The organism is Cohnella sp. SGD-V74 (assembly GCF_003001675.1).
GTDB lineage: Bacteria > Bacillota > Bacilli > Paenibacillales > Paenibacillaceae > Cohnella.
The window spans coordinates 437383-458825 of the sequence record NZ_PVYW01000002.1 but is presented as its reverse complement, the minus strand read 5'-3'; the positions used below and the strand labels follow the sequence as shown (position 1 = coordinate 458825).

Here is a 21443-nt window from a genome sequence, read left to right as displayed (position 1 = left end):
TGAAACTCAAGGGGTGCGCAGAGGGATGTACTACGGAAGGCATTTTGTCACGACGGAGTGGGACCGGAGATTGCCGCTTCATTTGACGAGCATCGGCTATACCGATCAGTCCCCTATTCATCGGGAGCATGGGTTTCAGAGCTTTCACTGGCTGCATACGGTTGAGGGGAGCGGGGAGTTTACGGTGAACGGAACGACCTGCCGGCTTCAGCCGAATCAGGGCATTTTGCTGAAGCCGCATGTGCCTCACAGCTACGTTCCCGATCCGGGCGGCCGCTGGTCGACCTGGTTCATGACGTTCGACGGAGCGCTGGCCAATCCGATCGCGGCAGCCTTGGACATCCCGACGATGACGCCGATCGGTTGGGACGAGGATTGCCCGCTTGCCGGCGTTCACGAGCATTACAGAGAGAGAATCGGCCACAGCTTCGACTTCGCGGGGATCAGCGGGTCGCTCGAAGTGTACGCGTTTCTGTCGTGGTTGAAGCAATATGGCCGATCAAGCGGTCAGCCTTCGCTGTCCAAAGGCCACGAGAGGCTGACGCCGATTTATCTGCTCATCGAGGAGAAGTACGGCGATCCGGATCTCGGGCTCGGCCGCATGGCCGACACGCTGGGCGTCAGCCCGCAGTATCTGAACACGCTGTTCCGCAAAAGCTGGGGAATCAGTCCCTATCAATATTTGGTCCAATTCCGCATCCAGAAGTCCAAGGAGCTGCTGATCGCGAACCGTTCCCGTACGGTCAAGGACATCGCCTTCGCGGTCGGCTTCCAGGACGACAGCCACTTCGTGCACACGTTCCACAAGCTGTCCGGCATGACCCCGGTCCAGTTTCGGATGCAGTATGGGGAATGAGGACGCTCGGAGTGCGGAATCCGCGGCCTTGTCGAACAGAAGTCGAGAAAATGCTGTAAATATTCGAGGCCGCATCCATCCGCGCCGTCTAGTCTGAAGGGGAATCCAACTTACAAGGAGGCTTCTTATGAAACGGATCGGAAGAACGGCGGCCGCGGCCGCCAAAATCGCGTTGGCGGCGGTGCTGATCGCTTCATTATGGACGGGGACGGGACAGGGACTTCGCAAGGCAGCCGCATCCGTCGCCATTGCGGGGGACGGCGGAAGCTGGAGCTTCGAGAGCGACGCGCCGAATCAGGTTCCGGTCGGCTGGACGACTAGCGCGAACGGCAGTGCGCTTGTCGCGAGCGATCCCTTGGACGCGGCTAACCGGGCGATGAAGTTGGACAAGCTGCCGACGGCGGGCGCGTTTACGGCGGCGGCTGCGCTCGATGTAAATTTGAAAGCGATTACAGTCAAGGCGAGGGTGCTTCCTTCCCAGATTGCCGGAACGAATGCGGCTTTGTATGCTCCTTATTTAAAGGATGCCTCGGGCGCCACGTTCATTTCCTTGAACTGGTATCCCGACGGCCGCGTCGCGATCAACCATTCGGGCAGCGTTGAAAACCTGGCGATGGTGGACGTGCAGCAGTGGCAGGAGATCGCCGTGACGGCGGACTTCGAGGCGGCTTCGTTCGCTGTGTATGTGAACGGGCAGCAGGTGAAAAGCGGCGCGCCGTTCCGAACGAACGCCGGAGAGGCGGCGCAGCTGCTGTTCGGCATGTCGGGATCGCTGTCCGGTGCCGCTTACGTGGACGACGTCGAGGTGTACGGCTTCAACCTGTACGATACGGCAATCTCGGACCGGTTCGACTCGTCGCCGCTCGACCAGACGCCTGCCGGCTGGAGCGCGAACGCCTACGGAAGCGCGCTGGTTCGGCAGGACGGGGCAGGGCTTCGCAGCCTCCGGCTGGAGGCGAGCGCTCCAACCTCTTCTTTCCTGGCGACCCGATCGTTCCCCGAGGAGCGCGGAGAGCTGATCGTGCATGCCCGGCTCAAGCCCGGCGCATGGACGGGAGCGGGAGGAGCATTCTACGGGCCGTATCTGAAGGATGGAACCGGAACGACGTTCGCCTCCGTGAATTGGACGACGGCGGGAACGATCGCGATCAATCATGGTTCATCCGTGGAGACGGTGGCGACTTATTCCGCCGCGGAATGGTACGACGTGGATGTGGTGCTCGATACGGAGGCGCGGGTGTTCGATCTGTACGTCAACGGTGCGCTGCTCCGGTCCGGAACGCCTTTCCGCGCGCCGGTGAACGCGCTGGGGTCGATCGTGTTCGGCTCGTATACGGGAACCTCTGGAGCGGCGGACGTTGCGGAAGTAACGGTTGTGCGCAAGCGCCCGTACCGTGCCGAGGTAACCGGCGTCGTGCTGGATCGGACGTCTCTGACGCTGAATACGCTAGGGAGGACGGGGCTTACGGCGGAAGTGTTACCGGGAGACGCCATTAATCGCAAGCTGATTTGGAGTTCAAGCGATCCGGCGGTCGTGGACGTTCGACCGGCGGCGGAAGGGGCAACGGCCGAGCTTCACGCGGGGACGTCTCCGGGTACGGCTACGGTAACGGTCACGACGGTGGAAGGAAGCTTTCAGGCTTCCGCCGCGGTTACCGTGCAGGCAAGACCGGTACAGGCGTCCTTCTACGTGTCCCCGGGCGGAGACGATCAAAACCCGGGCACGGAGGCGCTGCCGTTCCGGACGCTGGAACGCGCCAGAGACGCCGTGCGGGGAATCAACGCCGACATGACCGGGGATATTGCGGTCTGGCTTCGCGGCGGGACGTATCAGCTGGCGGAGACGCTGAAGCTGGACGAGGGGGACGGCGGCACGAACGGGTTCGATGTCGCTTATCGGGCGTACCCGGGAGAAACGCCGGTCGTCAGCGGAGGCCGATTCATCGAAGGCTGGACGCTCCACGATGCCGGAATGAATATTTATAAGGCCGAGGCCGAAGACGATCTCGAGACCCGGCAATTGTACGTCAACGGGGAACGCGCCGTGCGGGCCAGAAACGAGTCCGGCTTGCCCGGACACGCCCTCTACAGGACGACGAGCGCGACGCATCCGTACCGCGATCCTTCCGGTCTCGTCAAGCTGGGCCACAAGACGACTTGGACGGACATGGCGACATGGGGCAACCCGCAGGATATCGAGCTGGTCTATAAGGCGATCTGGACGAATCCGCGGGTCGGCGTTCAGTCGATCACGATCGGCGGGGACGGATTGGCGGCAATCGAGATGAAACAGCCGGGCTACTTCTACGCAACGAACAAAGGCGCGACGTCGGCCCAGACCCCGTGGTACGTGGAGAACGCGTACGAGCTGCTGGACGAAGAGGGCGAATGGTACTTGGACCGTACGACCGATACGTTTTACTACAAGCCCCGCGCGGGCGAAGACATGAGCTCCGCCGAAGTCGTCGCTCCGGTTCTGGAGACGCTGCTGCAGTTGGAGGGAGCCGGTCTGGACGAGCCGGTCGAGCATATCCGGTTCGAAGGACTGCATTTCCGGCACGCGACCTGGCTGCGTCCGAACACGTCCAGCGGACATTCGGACGCGCAGAACAACGTGATCCGGGAGCGCTTCACAGTGGGCGGCTCGCCTTCGTTCGACGACTATCCCAAGTACCCGGAATGGATCGACGGTCAGGCGGCGGTCGTGCTGCGCACGGCGGCCCGCCATATCGAGTTCGAACGGAACGTGTTCTCCCAGCTGGGCCATATCGGCATTTTGATGCTGCGGGGCAGCCAGCATAATTTGGTGCGCGGCAACACGTTCGTCGACATCTCGGCACAAGGCGTTCAGATCGGCGGCGACGATTACGACCGGGGCGTGCCGGACCTTTTTTATCCGGACGACGAACGCAAGCTGCTGCGCAACAACGACGTGCTGCATAACTATTTCGAGCAGGTGGCGGTCGAATACCGCTCCGCGGCGGCCATTGGAGCCTCCTATCCGGTCGATACGAACATCGAGAACAATACGATGGTCGATCTTCCGTACAGCGGCATTCATGCGGGCTGGGGCTGGTCCTACATCGGCGGGCCGAACCAGGGGCAGACCGGTTCGGTGCCCAGTGCCGATCCGCCTCCGACGGGCGGCAACAGCATTCGCTTTAACCGGATCGAGAACGTGATGCAAGAGCTGGTGGACGGGGGAGCGATCTATACGCTGGGCCGCCAATCGTCGACTTCCTACATTACGGACAACTATATTTATGGCCAGAGGAACGAATACGGCGCGATCTATCCGGATGAAGGCAGCAATCTCTACGCGATTCGGGACAACGTCATCGAGGATTCCGTTCGCTGGCTGCATATTCACACGGGGTCGATTCAAGACAACCGGATTACGGGCAATTTCACCGATACGGGCCGAATTACGTTTAACGGAACGAACAACGAACTGAGCGGTAATACGGTCGTTACCGGGGGGAATTGGCCGCAGAGGGCGATCGGCATCCGAGAGGCGTCGGGCGTCGGTCCGGGCTACGCCGATATCGTCCCGTGAGCTTACTCCTGAAATCATGTGTTTTTTCGAGAAGCTCGTGAAGGAATTCAAGGTGCGAAACAACAAACCGGGATAAGGTGGGAAGGAGCGATTGCAAGGAAGGAGAAATGACGAATTGGCCTACGAGGAACGATACCTGGAAGCCTTGCGGCCGTGGCTCCCGGCGCTGGAGAGGGAGCTGTACCGCTGTCCGGACAGACCGGAGCTGGTCTGCTACGGCACGGGCTATAACGGCTGGGGAGTCCAGACGCATCAGAAGGCGTTCGCCGCCGCGGCCGTTCTGGCCGCGAGCGGATCGACGGAAGGGAAGTCCGGCAAGCTGCGGGAGACCGCGCTTGCCATGCTGCGCTTTAATCTGGAGACGCATGCGAGCGGCGGCTACCGGTGCACGGACGGCACGAAATGGGGACATACGTGGATCAGCGCGCTGGGCATCGAACGGATGATGCACGGCGTCGAGGCGATCAGGGAAAGCTTGACGGAGACGGATGCGGCGAGTGTGCGAAGAGTGCTGCTGTCCGAAGCGGACTGGCTGCTGGATCATTATTCGGTGGTCGGCGGCCTCTACGACAAGCTGGACGGACAAAGCCGGAACAAGCCGGAAAGCAATCTGTGGAACGGGGCGCTGCTCCACCGCGCGGCGGCGCTGTACCCCGATGCCGCCAGAGCGGAGGAGTATCGGGACAAGGGGACGCGTTTTCTGCTCAACGGCGTCTCGGTTCCCGACGACGCGCTGTCGGAGCGGATCGTCGCGGGCAAGCCGCTGTCGCAATGGCACGAGGGGGCCAACTTCTTTCCCACCTACGCCTTGAACCATCATAACTATTTGAATGTAGGCTACATGGTGATCTGCCTGTCCAATATCGCCATGCTGCATTTTTATGGCAAGCAGGCGAAGCTGCCGGCGCCGGAGGCGCTGTATCATCGCGCCGAAGCGCTGTGGTCGCTCGTGAAGGAGCTGACGTTCCCCGACGGGCGGCTGCTGCGCATCGGAGGCGATACCCGCGTGCCTTACTGCTACTGCCAAGATTATGCGATTCCGATGTGGCTGCTCGCGGAGGATGTCTTCGGAGCGGATTGTTCGGGATTCGAGGAGGGCTGGCTCGCGCAGGTTCGGACGGAAGCCGGGGATAATCCGGACGGGGGTTACTTGTCCGGACGGCTGAAGGAGCTGGAGCATCGTTCGCCGATGTATTACACTCGGCTGGAGTCCGACCGGGCGGCCGCGCTGTCGATGGGGGCATGCTGGCGGCCCTTAGCGAAGCAAGGAACGAAGGCGGGGGACGGAGCGGAAAGCCCCGGTCGCGAACGGATAGAAGCAGAGCCCGCCCAGTTCTTCTGGTCGGACGAAGCCCATGGCGCGTCCTTGCTGCGGTCGCGGCGCAGAATCGTCTCGTGGGTGTGGCAGGCCGCGGACAGGCCGACGGGCTTATGCTTGCCCCCGTCGGCCAGTCATCTGGCGGAATGGCGGTGGAATCTGGCCGGTCGCATCGCCGGCATCGGGACGCGCAACGTCAACGAGATCCGGGGCTGGCGCACGGAGGCGTTCACCGGGGGGTTCGCTACGATCGGAGCGATGGAGACGATCTCCTCCGGCTTCGTCGCGGAGGGACAAGCCGCGGAGACCATCGCCGACCACAGGATCGCCTTCGTCGCGCTGCCGGACGATCGGACCGCGGCGGTCATGCAGCTGGCGACAGCCGTGCCGCGAGCCTACGTAGCGGAACTGCGAGGCTTGCACCTGCAAGTGCCCAACGACGTATACAACGGATACGAGCGCCGCTACGCCGCCCAGCGCGGAGTATGGACGGAAGACGGGCGCGATCTGAAGGAGAGGCACGAACCGCTGGAAGGCGGATGGCTGAACGTGGACGGGAAGCTTGGCGTCGTCCGGGCGTACGGTCCGGAGCTGGGCTTGTATCTCCCGGGCGGCCGCAACGTTCATCTGAAGCAGTATCCGTGGACCGACAAGTCGACGGACATCGGGCTGCTGCGCACGGACCAGGTCGTTCAGGAGTTCGTTCACGGCCGTCGCGTCTACGATTCCGGCGAGCGGCTGCTGGACAACGGTTTTTGCGTGCTCTCCGGGGCGGGAGCCGAGGAGACGCGTCAATCGGCGGCGCGAACGGGGGCGGTCCCGATCGAGACGCGAGGGGAAGCGGTGCGCGCTCTGCGAGCGTTCGGAGCCGACGGGGCGGACTATCTGCTGATTGCCAACTTCGGGGACGAAGCCGCGGAGGCGGAGATGCGCTGCGGGCTGCTCCCCGAGCCGATCGGCACGAAGGGACAGCGGCAGGAAGCGACGCGGACGGGAGCGCGGTACGAGCTGGAGCCGCTCAGCATCGGGGTATACAAATGGCGGGAAGCGGGAGAGGAGAACGCGCAATGACAGCAGGAAGAACGGAGAGGGAGCTGCATCTTCTGATGGACAAGCTTCTCGAAGGCATGATAGAAATGAAGGGAGACCGGGAGGAGACCTGTCCGATCGGCATCATTTCCATGAACAATTGGGAATGGCCGCAGGGCGTCGGCTTGTTCGCCGCCTATTTGTATTATCGAGAGACAAGGGACGCCAAGCTGCTGAGCTTTCTTCAGGGCTGGTATGCGGATCGTTTCCGCGAGGGGCTCCCTTCCCAAAACGTCAACACGATGTGCCCGATGCTGACGCTCGCGTTCCTCTACGAAGAGACCGGAGAAGCGGCCTACCTGCCGTATTTGCGGGAATGGGCCGCCTACGCGCTGACGGATATGCCGAGAACCGGAGAAGGGGCGCTTCAGCACGTCGTCTCCGGGGAAGAGAACGAAGGCCAGATTTGGGACGATACGCTGTATATGACGGTTTTGTTTATGGCGAAAATGGGACTGATCGAACGGGACGACCGGTACGTGCAGGAGAGCGTCCGGCAGTTCATCGTTCACTTGAAATATTTGACCGATCCGGTCAGCGGCTTGTTTTTTCACGGTTGGACGTTCAAGGAAAAGCACCACTTCGCGAAGGCGCTGTGGGCGCGCGGCAATTCCTGGTACACGGCGGGTCTTGTCGATTACATCGAGATGGTCGAGCTGCCGGACGGCGTGCTGAGCGCGCTGCTGTCCGCGCTCGAACGGCAGGCCGAGGCGCTGGCGGAGCTGCAGGCGGCCGACGGCTTGTGGCATACGCTGCTGGACGATTCTTCTTCCTATACGGAGACGTCGGCCGCCGCCGCGTTCGGCTACGGGCTGCTTAAGGCCGTGCGCAAGGGCTATCTTCCCGGCCGCTATCGGGAAGTTGGCATGCGGGCGCTGGACGCGGTCATCGCCCGGATCGACGGGAACGGCATCGTACAGGGCGTCTCGTACGGAACGGGCATGGGAAGAACGCTGCAGGAATACCGGGACATTCCGGTGTGCCCGATGCCGTATGGCCAGTCGATGGCCATGCTGCTGCTGGCGGAAGCCGTCAAACACATTCGGCAATAACGACACGACGGGAAGGAGGCGGCAGGATGCTTGCGCGGGCTATCCGTTCATTTAAGGACATTCGGATCAGCTTCAAGACGAAATTCATCGCCGGGTTGTCCGTCATCATTCTGCTCTCTTTCCTGCTCTCGGGTTTTCTGTCCTACCGGCTTCATCTGCGCACGTTCGAGCGCGAGGTCGGCGGACAGTTTTCCCAGACGGTCGACCAGGTGCTGGCGCGGATCGATCTGCGGGCCGAGAGCATTTTCCGGCTGTCCAACGAAGTGATGCTCAACCCGTTCGTGCAGTCGTATATCGGAGAGAGAAACGCCGGCGGAGACGGGAGGTTCGCCGGCTATGCGGCGTTTAACCAGTTTTTGAACCAATCGCTGCAGAACACCTCTCATCTGCTGACCGTCGTTCTGCATGATCTGCGGGAAGCGGAGTACCGTCCGACGAACGCCGCCATATTTACGCCGCTGGGCGGAGAAGCGATGAACCGGATCGACGAAGCGCTGGCTTCGACGGACGGAGAGCTGGTCTGGCTCCGGCTGCCTTTCTCGATGGTGAGCGGGCAGGCGGATTCCGCCAAAAAAATCGTGGTGGCCGCCCGCTGGGCGAAAAACGAACGGCTGGAAACCTACGGCAAGCTGATCATTCTGCTGAACGATTCCTTTTTCTCCAACGATCTGAACGAGGTTCCGCAGGGCAATGACGGCCGCCTTTATTTGATCTCCAAGGAAGGGAGCCTGCTGTACACGAATGCCGGGCCGGAGGAACCGGCCGCTCCCCCGCCGGGCCAATCCGGCGTCGTCCGCATGGACGAACGCTGGAGGTTGCTGGCGCATTCGGAGTCGCTGCGCACCGGCTTTCGCCTGACGAGCCATATTTCCATGTCGGACATTCGCAGCAACAGCCAGACGATTCTGAGAACTGCGCTGCTCACCGGACTGGGCAGCGCGGTGCTGGCGGGTCTGCTGTCGGCGCTGCTGAGCCACCGGATAACGCAGCCGCTGCGGCAGCTGATGGTCGGAATGCGCAGAGTAAGGGAGGGCCGCTTCGATACGAAAATCCGGGTGCACACGCGGGACGAGCTGAACGATATCGGAGAAAGCTTCAACGCGATGACGGAGCGGATCAATTATTTGGTGTCGCAGGTGTACGAGAAGCAGCTGCTTCAGAAGGAGACGGAGCTGGCGGCGCTTCAGGCGCAGATCAATCCGCATTTTCTGTACAATTCGCTCGACATGCTGTATTGGCGGCTCTACTTGCAGGAGGATATGGACAACGCCAGGCTTGTCGTCAGCCTGTCGTCCATTCTGCGCTATGCGCTGGAGCCGTCCTCTACGGAGACGACGCTGGAGGAAGAGCTGGAGCAGGTGAAGATGTACTTGAACATTCAGCAGGCGCGGTTCGAGGAGGGGCTGGAGCTCGACATTGATGTCGACGATTCCGTGCTTCGATGCGGCATTATCCGCTTGCTGCTGCAGCCTCTCGTGGAGAATGCGTTCGTTCACGGCTTCAAGGACAAAGCAGGTATGAAGCGGTTGGCGATCCGGGCTTTCCCGGAGGGAGACAAGCTTCGCATCGACGTTGAAGATAACGGCAGCGGCATGGACGCCGGGCTCATCGGAAGACTGCGGGCGGAAACGGGAAGAGACGGCGGAGAGACGACAGGACGGGGAATCGGCCTGCGCTCCGTCATCCGGAGAATTTCGCTGTACTACGGAGAGCCGTATGGGCTGCGCGCCGAGTCGGACGGCGGCGGAACGCGGTTCGAGCTGACGCTGCCTCTGAACGATGCGAGGGCGAACAAGGCTGAAGGAGGGGAACGGGCATGATCGCGAAATTGATGCTGGTGGACGACGAATCGTATATCCGCAAAGGGCTGCGCAAGCTGGTCGAGACGCATCTGCCGCAATGGACTTGCGTTGGCGAGGCCGGTAACGGCGAGGAAGCGATCGCACTGATCGAGCGGCAGATGCCGGATTTGATTCTGACGGACATCCGGATGCCGCTGTGCGATGGCATTCGGCTGGCGGAGATCGCGCACGTCCGGAAGTGGCCTGCCCGCGTCATCATTCTGACCGGCTATCGCGACTTTGAGTACGCCCAGGCGGCTTTGCGCTACGGGGTGCTGGATTTTCTGCTGAAGCCTTGTCCGGAGGAGAAGGTGCTCGACATTCTGGAGCGCGCGTACGAGGCGATCCGGGAAGAGCGGAATCGGGAGCGGACAGAGCGGGCCCGGCGCGAGGAAGAGGCGATTCGCGCGCGGTTCCTGAAGCTGCCCGCGCCGGCCGTCCCTGGCGGAGAAAGCGGCCTCCCCGACGCTTGCGCCGGGAAAACGCTCGTCTTCCTGCGGGTGAAGCATTACTTCTCAGAGCATAAGCGCTTCTCGGAGCGGGATCTGCCGCTCGTCCAGTTCGCGCTGATGAATGTCGTCAAGGAGCTGATGGACGACTATCGGGCGGGCGGCATGCTGATTCCGCTCGGCGACCATCTGTTCGCTCTGCTGTTTCAGCCGGGCTCGGAGGAAGAGGAGAAGGCGTTCGTCCAACAGGCTGGACGGGAGCTCGAACGATTGCTCGGCGTGGAAGCCGAATGGCTTCCATCCGGCGTAATCGGCCCGCAGGACGCGCTTCATGAGCGGCTTCCGCTTCCTTCCGCGCCGCTTCGCGATGGCGAAACGGAGGGGGACGAGGCGGAGAGGGACGGTGAGCGGATCGACTCCTTGCGCTTGAAGTCGCGGGAGATGGAACGGCAATTGCTGCACCGGATCGAAGCCGGACAGACGGAAGCCTGGACGGAGATCGTCGCCGCATGGGTGAGGGAGCTGGACGCCGCGGACGTGCGCCAAGCGCGTATGGAGACGCTGGCGATCGCGGCTTCTCTTCATTTCGTCGCCAAGCGGGTGCTCGGAGGCCAGCCTCAGGCGGAGACGCTCTGGCAGCAGACCCGCGAGCTCGGTGCGCTCGGGAGCGCCGCCGAGGTGAAGCGGTGGGCGGAGGAACTGGCCGAACGGTTCGTCGGTCTGATCAAGGAACATTTCGAGCGAACGAGCCGCAACGCCGTCGCCCAAGCGAAGGCGTATATCGAGCGGCGCTGCGGCGAGCCGATCAGCCTGGGCGAGGTGGCGGCTTCGGTCTTTTTGAACGCGAATTATTTCAGTTGGCTGTTTCGCAAGGAAACCGGCTACAGCTTCGTGCACTATGTAACGAAAATCCGCATGGAACGCGCCGTCGCCCTGCTGATGAACACGGACATGAAGGTCGCCGAAATCGCGGCAGAGATCGGTTATGACGACCCCAACTATTTTACGACCGTCTTTCGCAAAACGTATCAGGAGTCTCCTCTGCAATACCGCAAGCAGCGGCGACGGACGGACATCTGAACTTCTTCCAGTTTGAGCTGAATATAATCAAGGCCGGGCGCCCGTCCGTTTTCTACAATAAAGATGCAAGAGGAACCAACAAGCGAGAGGGGTTAACTGCATGAAGAAGCATCGACTGAAAATCGGAACGGCCGCGCTGCTGATGGCGCTCGTGACGGCGGGCTGCGGCGGCAACGGGCCTGCGGCATCCCCGTCGTCCTCCCCGGCGGGATCTCCGACAGAAACGGCTGCAGCAAGCTCCGCGGCTCCATCCGCGCCGGTCAAGCTGAGCCTGATGCACGGTTGGACGGGAGAGGTGCCGATGGCCAAGGCGTTCGAGCCGGCAATCGAGCGCTACGCAGCCGATCATCCGGAGGTCAATCTGGAGGTCATTACCCAAGCGGGCAACGCGATCAAGGAGAAGCTGGTCATCGATATGGCCGCCAACCAGCCTCCCGACGTGTTTCTGCACTGGGGACTCAGCGTCACGGAACCCTACGTCAAGAACGGCAAAGTCGCCGACCTGACCGACTTGATCTCCGCGAACGGAGAGCTGGCGGGCCGCTACGTCGACGGCTCGCTTAACCCGGTGACGCTCGGGGGCAAAGTGTACGGGCTTCCGATCGAGACGTACATGCACGTGTTTCTCGTCAATCAGGTTTTGTTCGACGAGCACGGCGTGAAGGTGCCGGCCACGTTCGAAGAGCTGAAGACGGCCGTCTCCGCCTTCAAGGGCAAGGGTCTGATTCCGATCGCCGCCAACGGCACGAGCGCTCGGTACCTGATCGAGGCAATGCACAGCCAAGCCGTGGACAACAACGAACTGATGGACATGTTCGCGGGCAAGAAGCCGTTCGATGCCCGGTTGACCGACGCTTCCGCCAAGCTGGTGGAGCTGAGCGGAATGGGCGCGTTCCCGAAAGGAGCCGAAACGCTGCAGACGCTTCAGGCGCTCGCTTTCTTTAACGAGAAGCAGGCCCCGATGTATTACCAGAGCAGTTGGACGATCGGCAACCTGGTTCCGGAAGTGGTCGGAGACGCGAAGGTCGTTCCGTTCCCGCTCGTATCGGATCAGGCGGTGCCGACGATGACGGCCGGCGCGGGTTATTTCGTCTACATGTCCCAGGCGGCTTATGAGAACGAAGAGAAGCGGCAGGCGGCGTGGGAGCTGATGCAGTATTTGGCCGGTCCCGAGGTCGCCAAGGACCTGATCGAGCTGGCGGCCAATCCGAGCCCGGTCAAGGTGAGCTTCGACGAATCGAAGGTGTCCGCCCCGTTCGCGCAGGTGCAGCAGCTGCAGCAGTCGATCGACAAGACTTTCGAGTCGTATCAGGAGCTCGTCGGCGACAAGACGGTATACCAAGAGCTGGCGAACCGCGTGCTGCTCGGCGATCTGACGCCGGAGGGCTTCGCCGAAGAGATGAACAAGCTGGTCAAGGAGCATCCGAATTCGGTGCTGGCCCAGTAAATCGACATTAGCGATGGGAGGGGTTATCGGAACGATTCGATAACCCCTCCCGGCATCTGGAGGGACTTACATGACTCGCCGCAAAATCGGCGTCGTAACGCTGTTCTCGCTGCCCGCCGTCCTCCTGTACGCCTGGTTTTTCGTCAGCCCGATCGGGGAGACGCTGTTTTACAGCCTGTATGACTGGGATGCGATTTCGCCGCGGCATTGGATCGGACTGGGCAATTACGGAGAACTGCTGACCGACCGTGTTTTCTATAAAGCTCTGGGACATACGCTGTACTTGACCGCGCTGTTGTTCGCAGTGCAAATTCCGCTCGGGTTTATGCTCGCCTATGTACTGTTCCAGCAGGTGAGAGGCTACAAGCTGCTGAGGGCGGTCTATTTTATGCCGGTCATTACTTCGTCGGTCGCCATCGCTCTTATTTTCTACTTTATCTACGATCCCAACTTCGGCATGCTGAACACGATTCTGGAGCGAGTCGGCCTGGATCGATGGGGCAAGGTGTGGTTGTCCGATCCGTCGACGGCAATGACGGCCGTGTCGCTGCCGCTCGTCTGGAAATACGTCGGCCTGATGATGATCGTGATTTTCGCAGGCCTCCAGAGCATTCCGTCCGAGACGCTGGAGGCGGCCGAGCTGGACGGGGCGAGCGGCTTCCAGAAGATGACGAAAATCGTCATTCCGATGATCAGCGGCGTACTTCAGGTCTGCTTCGTGCTGGCTCTTACGTCGGCGTTTAAGCAGTTCGACTTTGTGCTTATTTTGACGCAGGGCGGTCCGATTCACCGGACCGAAGTGACGGGCACTTACATGTATAAAATGGGTTTCAGCGATATGCGCTACGGATTCGGCAGCGCCGTCGCCGCCGCAATCATGCTCATTACGCTGCTGCTGATGCTGGTCATGCGGCTCGTTACCGGGAAGGGGGACAAGGCATGAGCGCCTCGATCAGAAGATGGTCGTTCGCCGCCGTTAAGTACGTGTTCGTCTGGGGCTTCGCGGCGCTGGCGCTCGGCCTGTTCCTGTGGGTCGTCGTCAACTCGTTCAAAAACAACAACGCCATCTTCGCCGATCCGTTCAGTCTCCCGGCGAAATGGAGCTTCGACAACTACGTCAGAGCGTGGAACAGCGCGAACATCAGCCGCTATTTCTGGAACAGCCTGTTCGTCTCGCTCATTACCGTCGCTTTTACGCTGTTTCTGACCGCGACCGTATCGTTCGCGATCGCCCGGTTCTCGTTCCGGGGCAATGCGGTATTGTACGCCTTTTTCGCGCTTGGCCTCTCGATTCCGATGCAGGCGCTGCTGCTGCCTACTTTCCTGAAGATGAGCGGTCTGCAGCTCCTCGATAAGCACGCGGCGCTCATTCTCGTCTACACGGTGTTCGCCCTGCCGAAATCGGTATTTTTGCTGGTCGCTTATATGAAAGGAATTCCGAAGGACATCGAGGAAGCCGGCATTATCGACGGCTGCGGCTACTGGACGCTGTTCAGCAGAGTCATCCTGCCGATCAGCAAGCCGGGACTCGCCACGATCGCGATTCTGGAATTTATCGGCGCGTGGAACGAGTACATCTACGCGACCGTTCTCATATCGAACAAGAGCATCCGCACGCTCCCGCTCGGTCTCGCCAACTTCCAGGGCGAATACGCCAGCGAATACGGTCTGATCTGCGCGGGCATCGTCATCACGATCGTCCCGGTCATCGCCATCTGCTCTCTGTTCCAGGAGCAGATCGTTAAGGGAATGACGGCGGGCTCGGTTAAGGGGTAGTTGTTGGGAGAAGGGTGTAAGGAGTAGATTTTGACTAAGTAAACTTAATAACATGGGAATCAGCAATAAATCGGCGTGAAAGGCCACTTCGTTCTTCATTACGGAGGCGGCCTTTCATTTATTTTGCTTTGAATCATGAAGTATCTTTCCACTCATAAAATTTCCCCGTAACAACTCGTATTCGAGGTTTTCCAAAGATGTGTCGATGCCGCTCAGAAGAGACGGGATGTCGCGTTGGAAAAGTTTCCTGTATGGACAAAGCTCCGCGATAGTGGAAGGTGACTGGGGTCATCGGCGCATTGGCCGTCATTGTCGTGCAGCCTGCTAGTTGGTTTTGTCATTATGAGCAGCGACCATTTACAGTAAATTCAAATCTTTTGCGCGTTGCAGTGCTTGTAGCCGGCTGCTGGATTCCAACTTCCGATAAATGTTCCTAATATGGGAATGGACGGTCGTGATCGCTGTTTGCAGTTGTTCGGCAATTTCCTTGTTGGATAATCCCTTCTCAATCAAACCGATAATTCTCGTTTCCTGCGTGGTCAGCAAAGGGGGAAGCGGCGGCAGATCAGGCAAACTCGCGTTCATCGCCTGCAGCAATTTCTTCACGTATAGCAGCGATACGGTATTGTCGGATGGTCGTATGAATCCACTCTGCCTTCGTTGTATATAATCCAGCAACAATTCCGCCATCGGCTTGCCATGATCGATAAAGCTGCGACAGTATTTCTCGCTTTCGCACAGATACAAAGCGCGCTCCAATTCCATCAACGCAACCTCCTGAGACCCCAGCTTGTTCAGCAGCAGTCCCTTCAAAACAAGTACACGAATCTTGTCTCGCAAGCAGTCGGCAGTGATTGCCATTTGATACAAGCGTTCCAGCACATGCATGGCTTCGGACAATTGCCCAAGCTTGCCGAGCACTTCGGCCAACAGGTAATATTCAGCGAATTTCGTTTGCGGAATGACGTCATTATAGGCCAAACCACACGTTTGCAGCCACTGGGCCGCAAGCTGGCCGGAATCGTACTGAAACAACTGGCAAGCGAGACGGCCGTCGATTCTCCTGACAAACAACTGATAGTCCGGTGTGGCGATTCGCGATTTGGCCCGTTCCAGCAATTCAATTGCTGCTTGGTTATCTCCCTTGGCATGCAGAACACGCGATGCAATGAGCGATGCCTTGACGACAATCTGGGCAAACGGCTGCACATCCTCACGGTCAAGCACACTTCTCGCATATCGCTCGGCTTCCTCCAACCGATTCCACTCGTACATCAACTCACTGTAGGATGCGGCGAAATGTCCGACGAAAGGGTAATTCCGTTTGTTCTCCCATCGGTTCACCCAGAGTTTCAAATAATGCTCGGCCGGCCTCAGCTCATTCATATAGGCGAGCATATCTCCAAGCTGCGTCCCTTGTACCGAATTCCCATTGAGTTGTTGAAAGAAACTTCCCTCCGGCAAATGGCGGTCAAATTTATCGAAATAGTCCGATGACCGTGCGATGTCTTTGCGATACAAGGCCATCATCGCCTGCAGCAGATGGAGGTTCCCCGCAGCAAGCCTGTGATCGGATTCCTGTTCAGCGACATCTCCTTGTTGGAGCCGGAGCTCTGCCCGCTTCGCCCGCATCTCCGCCAAATCCCACTGTCCGATGATCATCAGGATCGCCATATAGAAATTCTCGATCATCGGGTTCGCGGAAATATAATCATCCGGAATAACGACGAACCAACCGTACAGCACGGTCCATTGGGTTTTCATCAATGCTGGAAGCAGCTTTTCGATCAGCTTTACGGCATCGGCATAGTGACCCCCTTCGATCAAGCAATCGACAGCTTCCTCGGCAAATCCGTTTGCTTCGAACCAGTCAGCCGCCTTCGCATGAGCTTGCATCCATTGCTGCTTGTCCAGTTCCCGAAACCGAAGCCGCAAGAAATCCGCGAACAGATGATGATAACGATACCAGCCGCGTTCTTCATCCAACGGAACGATGAACAATTGATGCCGCTCCAGCCATTCCAGCTGTGCCTGTGCGTGCGTGTGGCCCATTACGGCTTCACACAACGAGCTGTTCATGCGGCTCAAGAACGAAGTGTGCAACAAAAAATGGCGTGTCTTGTCGGTCAGATGCTGAAAAACCTCTTCGAGCAAGTAGTCCGCGATATCCCGCTGATTCCCGTTGAATTCCCGAATAAAATCGGGGTTGACGCCGTTCTCTTTGAGCGAGAGCCCCGCCAGTTGCAAACCGCTAATCCAGCCTTCCGTTTGCCCCAATAGCAACGACACATCTTCCCGGGACATCGGGATGCACATGCAATCCCGGAAGAAAGCGATCCCTTCTTCCTGTTGAAAACAGAAATCCTGGACGATGATTTTATACACTTGTCCTCTGGTTTGTAATCGCTTGACGGGGATGGGCAATTCAGTGCGTGCGGCAATAAACAAATGGACATGATCAGGCAAATAGGAGAGAAACTCCGTCAACATTTCGTGCACGACTGGAGACTCAATAACATGGTAATCATCCAACAGGATGGACAGCTCTCCAGTAACACTGCCTAACCCTTCCAGCAATGCAGCTATTACCGTATCCGCAGATGATGACGCGTATTCCGACAGGATCGGATGCATCGCATGTTTGACATTCGGATGCAATCGACCGATGCTTTCGGTCACATGATTCCAGAATCGGAAGGAGTCATTGTCCTTCTTGTCCAGAGATATCCATGCGGCGGGCAGACCGATCTGCTTGGCCCATTGCGCCAGAGCTGTCGTCTTGCCGTATCCGGCAGGTGCGACCAGAATCGTCAGTTTCGCATGCAGACCTTCGTTCAGCTTCCTGATCATCAATGGCCGGTCAACCAACGCGGAACGTATGGTAGGACATTGTAACTTGGCTGCTACAAGCATACCGCTCCTCCTCTACCGTGAATCGTCATCGTTTCGATCCCATGTATCAACGAAAGGGCACTTTAGTAAAAACATGCCGTTCGCCTTATATTATACAACGATTCGCAAGTATCTCCAGCAGGGTCAGGTATGTTTCGCCACCAAGAAAAACCATCAGAGAAAAACCGCTCTGATGGTCCTTTATGTGCGAATTCATCCTTTTGTAATGTTGCGAGGGAATGGGGAAAATCGCCCCTGTATGCGGCAGATTTCGCACACAAGGGCGACCTTTTTAATCTTGACCTTGGCTTCTCAACATTCTGAGCAACGCCACTACCGACTCTGCCCTCGTCAACTTATCGTCCGGAACGTACTTGCCGTCGCCGCGTCCGTTGACGATGTCCAGTTTTCTGAGCGATTCCACCGCGCTTTTCGCCCAGCCAGGAATACGGTCATCATCGGTGAAGTCGGTCTTCGTGATCGCTTCTGTGGGCAACTGCAATGCCCTTGCGATCATGGTCGCCATCTCTGACCGTGTAATCGGCGCATTCGGTTGGAAGCGACCGGCCCCATACCCGTTCACGATTCCCGCCAGCACTGCGCGCGCAACCGCTTCCTCAGCCCATGCGCCAATTTCGGCCCGATCCGTAAAGGGAAGAACTGCCCCTGACCCGTCCAAATCCAGCGCATGCGCCAGCATGACTGTAAATTCGGCGCGGGATACGGGCTCGTCCGGCCTGAACGTACCATCCGGGTAACCGGTTATGATTCCATCGAGCACGGCTTGTTTGATGCTCTCTTCCGCCCAGTGTTCGAAAATGTCGCTGAAGACAATCACATTCCGATCGGTGGCTGATGCTTCTTCATCGATTGCGAATACCGCAAACTTCGTCAATTGATCGACCTCTGCACGGATGGTATTGCCGCTTACCTCTCCGCCGACCTTGATCCATTTCTTCTCCGTCTCATCGTAATAGAATATGGCAAAAGTCTGATTGCTCCCCGCGACTGACGGGTCGAAGACAAATGTCAACGTGGCCGGCTTGTCGAACTTTTCCGAGAAGTTCTTCATAAGCTCATAGATATCGCTGGCCAGTGCTTCACCTTCCGAGATCAGATCCTCGGTATTCAGCACTTTCTCTATCGTAATATGCTGCTCCCGCTCCGAGGCTCCATGAGGAATCACAATCGAAATCTCCTCACCCAAGCTGACTTCCCCACTTCCGCCGACCGGAATAGTAATGCTGCCGTTTGTTGAAATCACAAGGACGACCAAGCTGTTGTTACCGGATTCTGTCGGCGCATCAGGCACTGGTGCGGGAGCAGGATCAGGGGCTGAAGCAGGAGACAGCGGTGTCCTTGGTTCGGTCGGAGAGGACTCCGCCGAATCGCCTGCGGCATTCGTGGCGCGGACCGTGAACGTATACGACGTGCCGTTCGTTAAGCCCGTAACGGTAATCGGGCTTGCCGTGCCTGTTGCTGTCATTCCCGTGGCGCTGCCATCAACCAACGCCGTCACCGTATAGCCGGTGATCGCGCTGCCGCCGTTGTTCGTCGGGGCGGTGAAGCTTACCACGGCCTGGCCGTTTCCTGCGGTCGCGCTCACTCTCGTCGGAGCACCAGGTACGGTGCGCGGCGTCACCTCACCGGACGGATCAGATTCCGACGAGTCGCCCAAGGCACTCGTTGCACGTACCGAGAACGTGTACGCCGTGCCGTTCGTTAAGCCACTAACGGTGATCGGACTTGCCGTGCCTGTTTCTGTCATTCCCGTGGCGCTGCCATTAACTAACGCCGTCACCGTATAGCCGGTAATCGCGCTGCCGCCGTTGTTTGTCGGCACAGTGAAACTAACCACGGCCTGTCCGTTTCCTGCGGTCGCGCTCACGCCTGATGGCGCATCAGGTACGGTACTTGATGTCGCAATCGCCGCGGCGTCGGTGAAATCGCTGTCGCCGAGCGTACTCACTGCCTTCACCGCGAATGCGTAACCCGTTCCATTCGTCAGTTCGGTCACTTCATAGGTAGTGACGTTTATGTCGCGCGCAACCAGTTCCCAATCATCCGTGGTCACAGGGCCCGTTGCGCCTTCGTACTTGTACACTTCATAGCTGTCGGCAAAGTTTACGACGTCCCAGCTCAAAGTAACTTGTCGATCCCCCGCCGTGCCAATCAAATTCCGCGGTACGGGAAGAACGCGTTCATATTCATACGCACCCATATCAACGGAAGCGCCGGCGACACGGATGTTGCCATCCAGGTCCGTTATTATGCCGTTCGGTATGTCGATGCTATTCCCGGCATTGATCGCCGGCGAATCTTTACGCAAACGGTAGTCGCCGCTTGATGTTGAATCGATGGTTGCAAGTTGATAATCGACGAACTTTGGATCTGCGTCGATGTTGTTTCCGTCATCGGATCCAACCGAAGCATTCCAATTGTCTCCGCTTCCGTTCGAATATTCGATCAGACTATGGGAGATCACCGGGAAGGTGGACCACCAGGGTGAAATAACGATACTTGGATTATATTCATCTGTTGTCGAATTCCCCCAGATGATGCTGTTTCTTATCGTCGTTGCGCTTTCATCATTGTACATCCCTCCGGCTTCAAAAGCCGCCCAATTGCCGCTGATCGTCACATGGGTGAGTGTCAAACTGCCGTTACGGGTGTAGATCCCGCCGCCAACTCTGCCGCCGGGAGAGATATCCCTTGCCTTATTGCCGCTGATGATCACGTTGGTGAGTGTCGGACTGCTGTCACTGTTGTACATCCCGCCACCAATATTTGCCTCATTTCCGCTGATCGTTACATGGGTGAGTACAGGGCTGCTGCCACTATTGTTGGACATCCCGCCGCCTTCATTTATAAACGCTTTATTGTCGCTGATCGTTACATGAGTGAGTATCGGACTGCTCCCACCGGCGTTGTACATCCCGCCGCCACGCCTTGCCTCATTCCCACTGATCGTTACATGGGTGAGCGTCGGGTTGCTGGATTGGTTAGCCATCGCGCCGCCAGCATATTGTGCATAATTCCCGCTGAACGTTACATGGGTGAGTGCCGGACTGCTCCTGTCGTTGTACATCCCGCCGCCATAACCTTGATGTTCGACTCCTCTTCCGCCGCTGATGGTCACCCCGTCCAAAACCGCAGTGGCATCCAGGGCCAGATTCGGATGGTAGAACACATGATACGCCGCGAGGTGATTACCCAAATCCCCGCTTAATATCGTTTCATTGTTAGCAAAATCACGATCGGCAAGCGAAAAAGTTGCCGGATCCTCGGTTCCCGCAAACCCGCCGTAAATGGCCACATCGTTCTTCATCGCGAAATGCGCGGTTCGCGGGTCTACTTGCATCTCGTACCGAAGACATAGCCAACTCTCGGGCGGGTTGGGGGGATCGGGCCTCCTTTCGACACAGACACTCGATGCCGGAAAGGTATGGGTCGGTATATACGTTCCTTTCGCGATCCAGATCTGATACGTTTGACCGCTGCTTGTGTCTGCCGTGTCCAACGCCTTCTGCAACGTGGCAAAAGCATCATCCCAACCCGTTCCGCCGTTTGCGTCGTCGCCTTCCATTTTCACATATAGAATGCTATCGGCACCATCCGCCCTTGCGGTTTCCACTCTCCATCCCGACCAGAATCCGCTGAAAATAAGCAAAAATGCCATCACGAGGCTGATCTTTCGACTGGAAGCGAACGCCCCCCCTATGGAACCCGGGTTATACCCGCTTGTCCAATATTTGATTCGTCGCATATAATCCCCCATTTCACCATTTTACCAAACTGTGTATTCCCTACATTACATCTTTCGACAACTGATCTGCTCCCAGATTCCATGTTAATGATCATTCGAGCAAAAAAAAATACTCCAAAATGAGGAGCGGGGGGGCGTAGATAGTACACAAGCATCCTATGAAACATACTCCATGCGGATTTTGGGCAAACAGGCGAAAAATCGACTTGCGCAAGTAAACTGTTACCGTCGCCTCCGACACGATAGATTTGGACGGTGTACGCAAATAACGGAAGAACAGCGCAGGCGTTTGGCCGGAAAAGCGTAAAGCAAGCAACTGCA

General features: G+C 58.4%; 11 protein-coding genes. 9 read left to right on the top strand and 2 right to left on the bottom strand.

Translation table 11 applies throughout. The annotated features are described in order from the left end of the window. Nucleotides 1–25: 25 nt before the first annotated feature. The 9 genes from B0G52_RS04500 to B0G52_RS04460 all read left to right on the top strand — a co-directional run bounded on the left by B0G52_RS04500 (nt 26) and on the right by B0G52_RS04460 (nt 14464). On the top strand, nt 26–856 hold the full coding sequence (locus B0G52_RS04500; RefSeq protein WP_094042310.1) for an AraC family transcriptional regulator: 831 nt from the start codon (nt 26–28) through the stop codon (nt 854–856). 127 nt (nt 857–983) lie between these two features. After that, entirely contained in the window at nt 984–4412 is a 3429-nt protein-coding gene (locus B0G52_RS04495; RefSeq protein ID WP_094042309.1) for a LamG-like jellyroll fold domain-containing protein, read from the top strand. Nucleotides 4413–4527: 115 nt separating this feature from the next. After that, on the top strand, nt 4528–6801 hold the full coding sequence (locus B0G52_RS04490; RefSeq protein ID WP_094042308.1) for a hypothetical protein: 2274 nt from the start codon (nt 4528–4530) through the stop codon (nt 6799–6801). Further along, complete coding sequence (gene bglB / locus B0G52_RS04485) at nt 6798–7871, top strand: beta-galactosidase BglB (RefSeq protein WP_094042307.1); 1074 nt, start codon at nt 6798–6800, stop codon at nt 7869–7871. The genes B0G52_RS04490 and bglB overlap by 4 nt, the downstream gene beginning before the upstream one ends. 26 nt (nt 7872–7897) lie before the next feature. Then, nucleotides 7898–9691 carry a sensor histidine kinase gene (locus tag B0G52_RS04480; protein WP_094042306.1) on the top strand — a complete coding sequence of 598 codons (1794 nt, stop codon included), beginning with the start codon at nt 7898–7900 and terminating at the stop codon, nt 9689–9691. Further along, on the top strand, nt 9688–11241 hold the full coding sequence (locus B0G52_RS04475; protein ID WP_094042305.1) for a response regulator transcription factor: 1554 nt from the start codon (nt 9688–9690) through the stop codon (nt 11239–11241). The genes B0G52_RS04480 and B0G52_RS04475 overlap by 4 nt, the downstream gene beginning before the upstream one ends. 100 nt (nt 11242–11341) lie before the next feature. Next, complete coding sequence (locus B0G52_RS04470; RefSeq protein WP_094042304.1) at nt 11342–12688, top strand: ABC transporter substrate-binding protein; 1347 nt, start codon at nt 11342–11344, stop codon at nt 12686–12688. Between the two features lie 70 nt (nt 12689–12758). Further along, nucleotides 12759–13631 carry a carbohydrate ABC transporter permease gene (locus B0G52_RS04465; RefSeq protein ID WP_094042303.1) on the top strand — a complete coding sequence of 291 codons (873 nt, stop codon included), beginning with the start codon at nt 12759–12761 and terminating at the stop codon, nt 13629–13631. After that, nucleotides 13628–14464 carry a carbohydrate ABC transporter permease gene (locus tag B0G52_RS04460; protein WP_094042302.1) on the top strand — a complete coding sequence of 279 codons (837 nt, stop codon included), beginning with the start codon at nt 13628–13630 and terminating at the stop codon, nt 14462–14464. Before B0G52_RS04465 ends, B0G52_RS04460 begins: the two co-directional genes overlap by 4 nt. A 357-nt stretch (nt 14465–14821) precedes the next feature. On the opposite strand, the gene B0G52_RS04450 is transcribed toward B0G52_RS04460, so the two are convergent. Both B0G52_RS04450 and B0G52_RS04445 read right to left on the bottom strand, forming a co-directional pair. Continuing rightward, nucleotides 14822–17377 (bottom strand): winged helix-turn-helix domain-containing protein, encoded by a 2556-nt coding sequence (locus B0G52_RS04450; protein WP_094042301.1) that lies wholly within the window; start codon nt 17375–17377, stop codon nt 14822–14824. A gap of 271 nt (nt 17378–17648) precedes the next feature. Then, nucleotides 17649–21122: an S-layer homology domain-containing protein gene (locus B0G52_RS04445; RefSeq protein ID WP_143762516.1), complete on the bottom strand. Its 3474-nt coding sequence runs from the start codon at nt 21120–21122 to the stop codon at nt 17649–17651. Between the last annotated feature and the right edge of the window lie 321 nt (nt 21123–21443).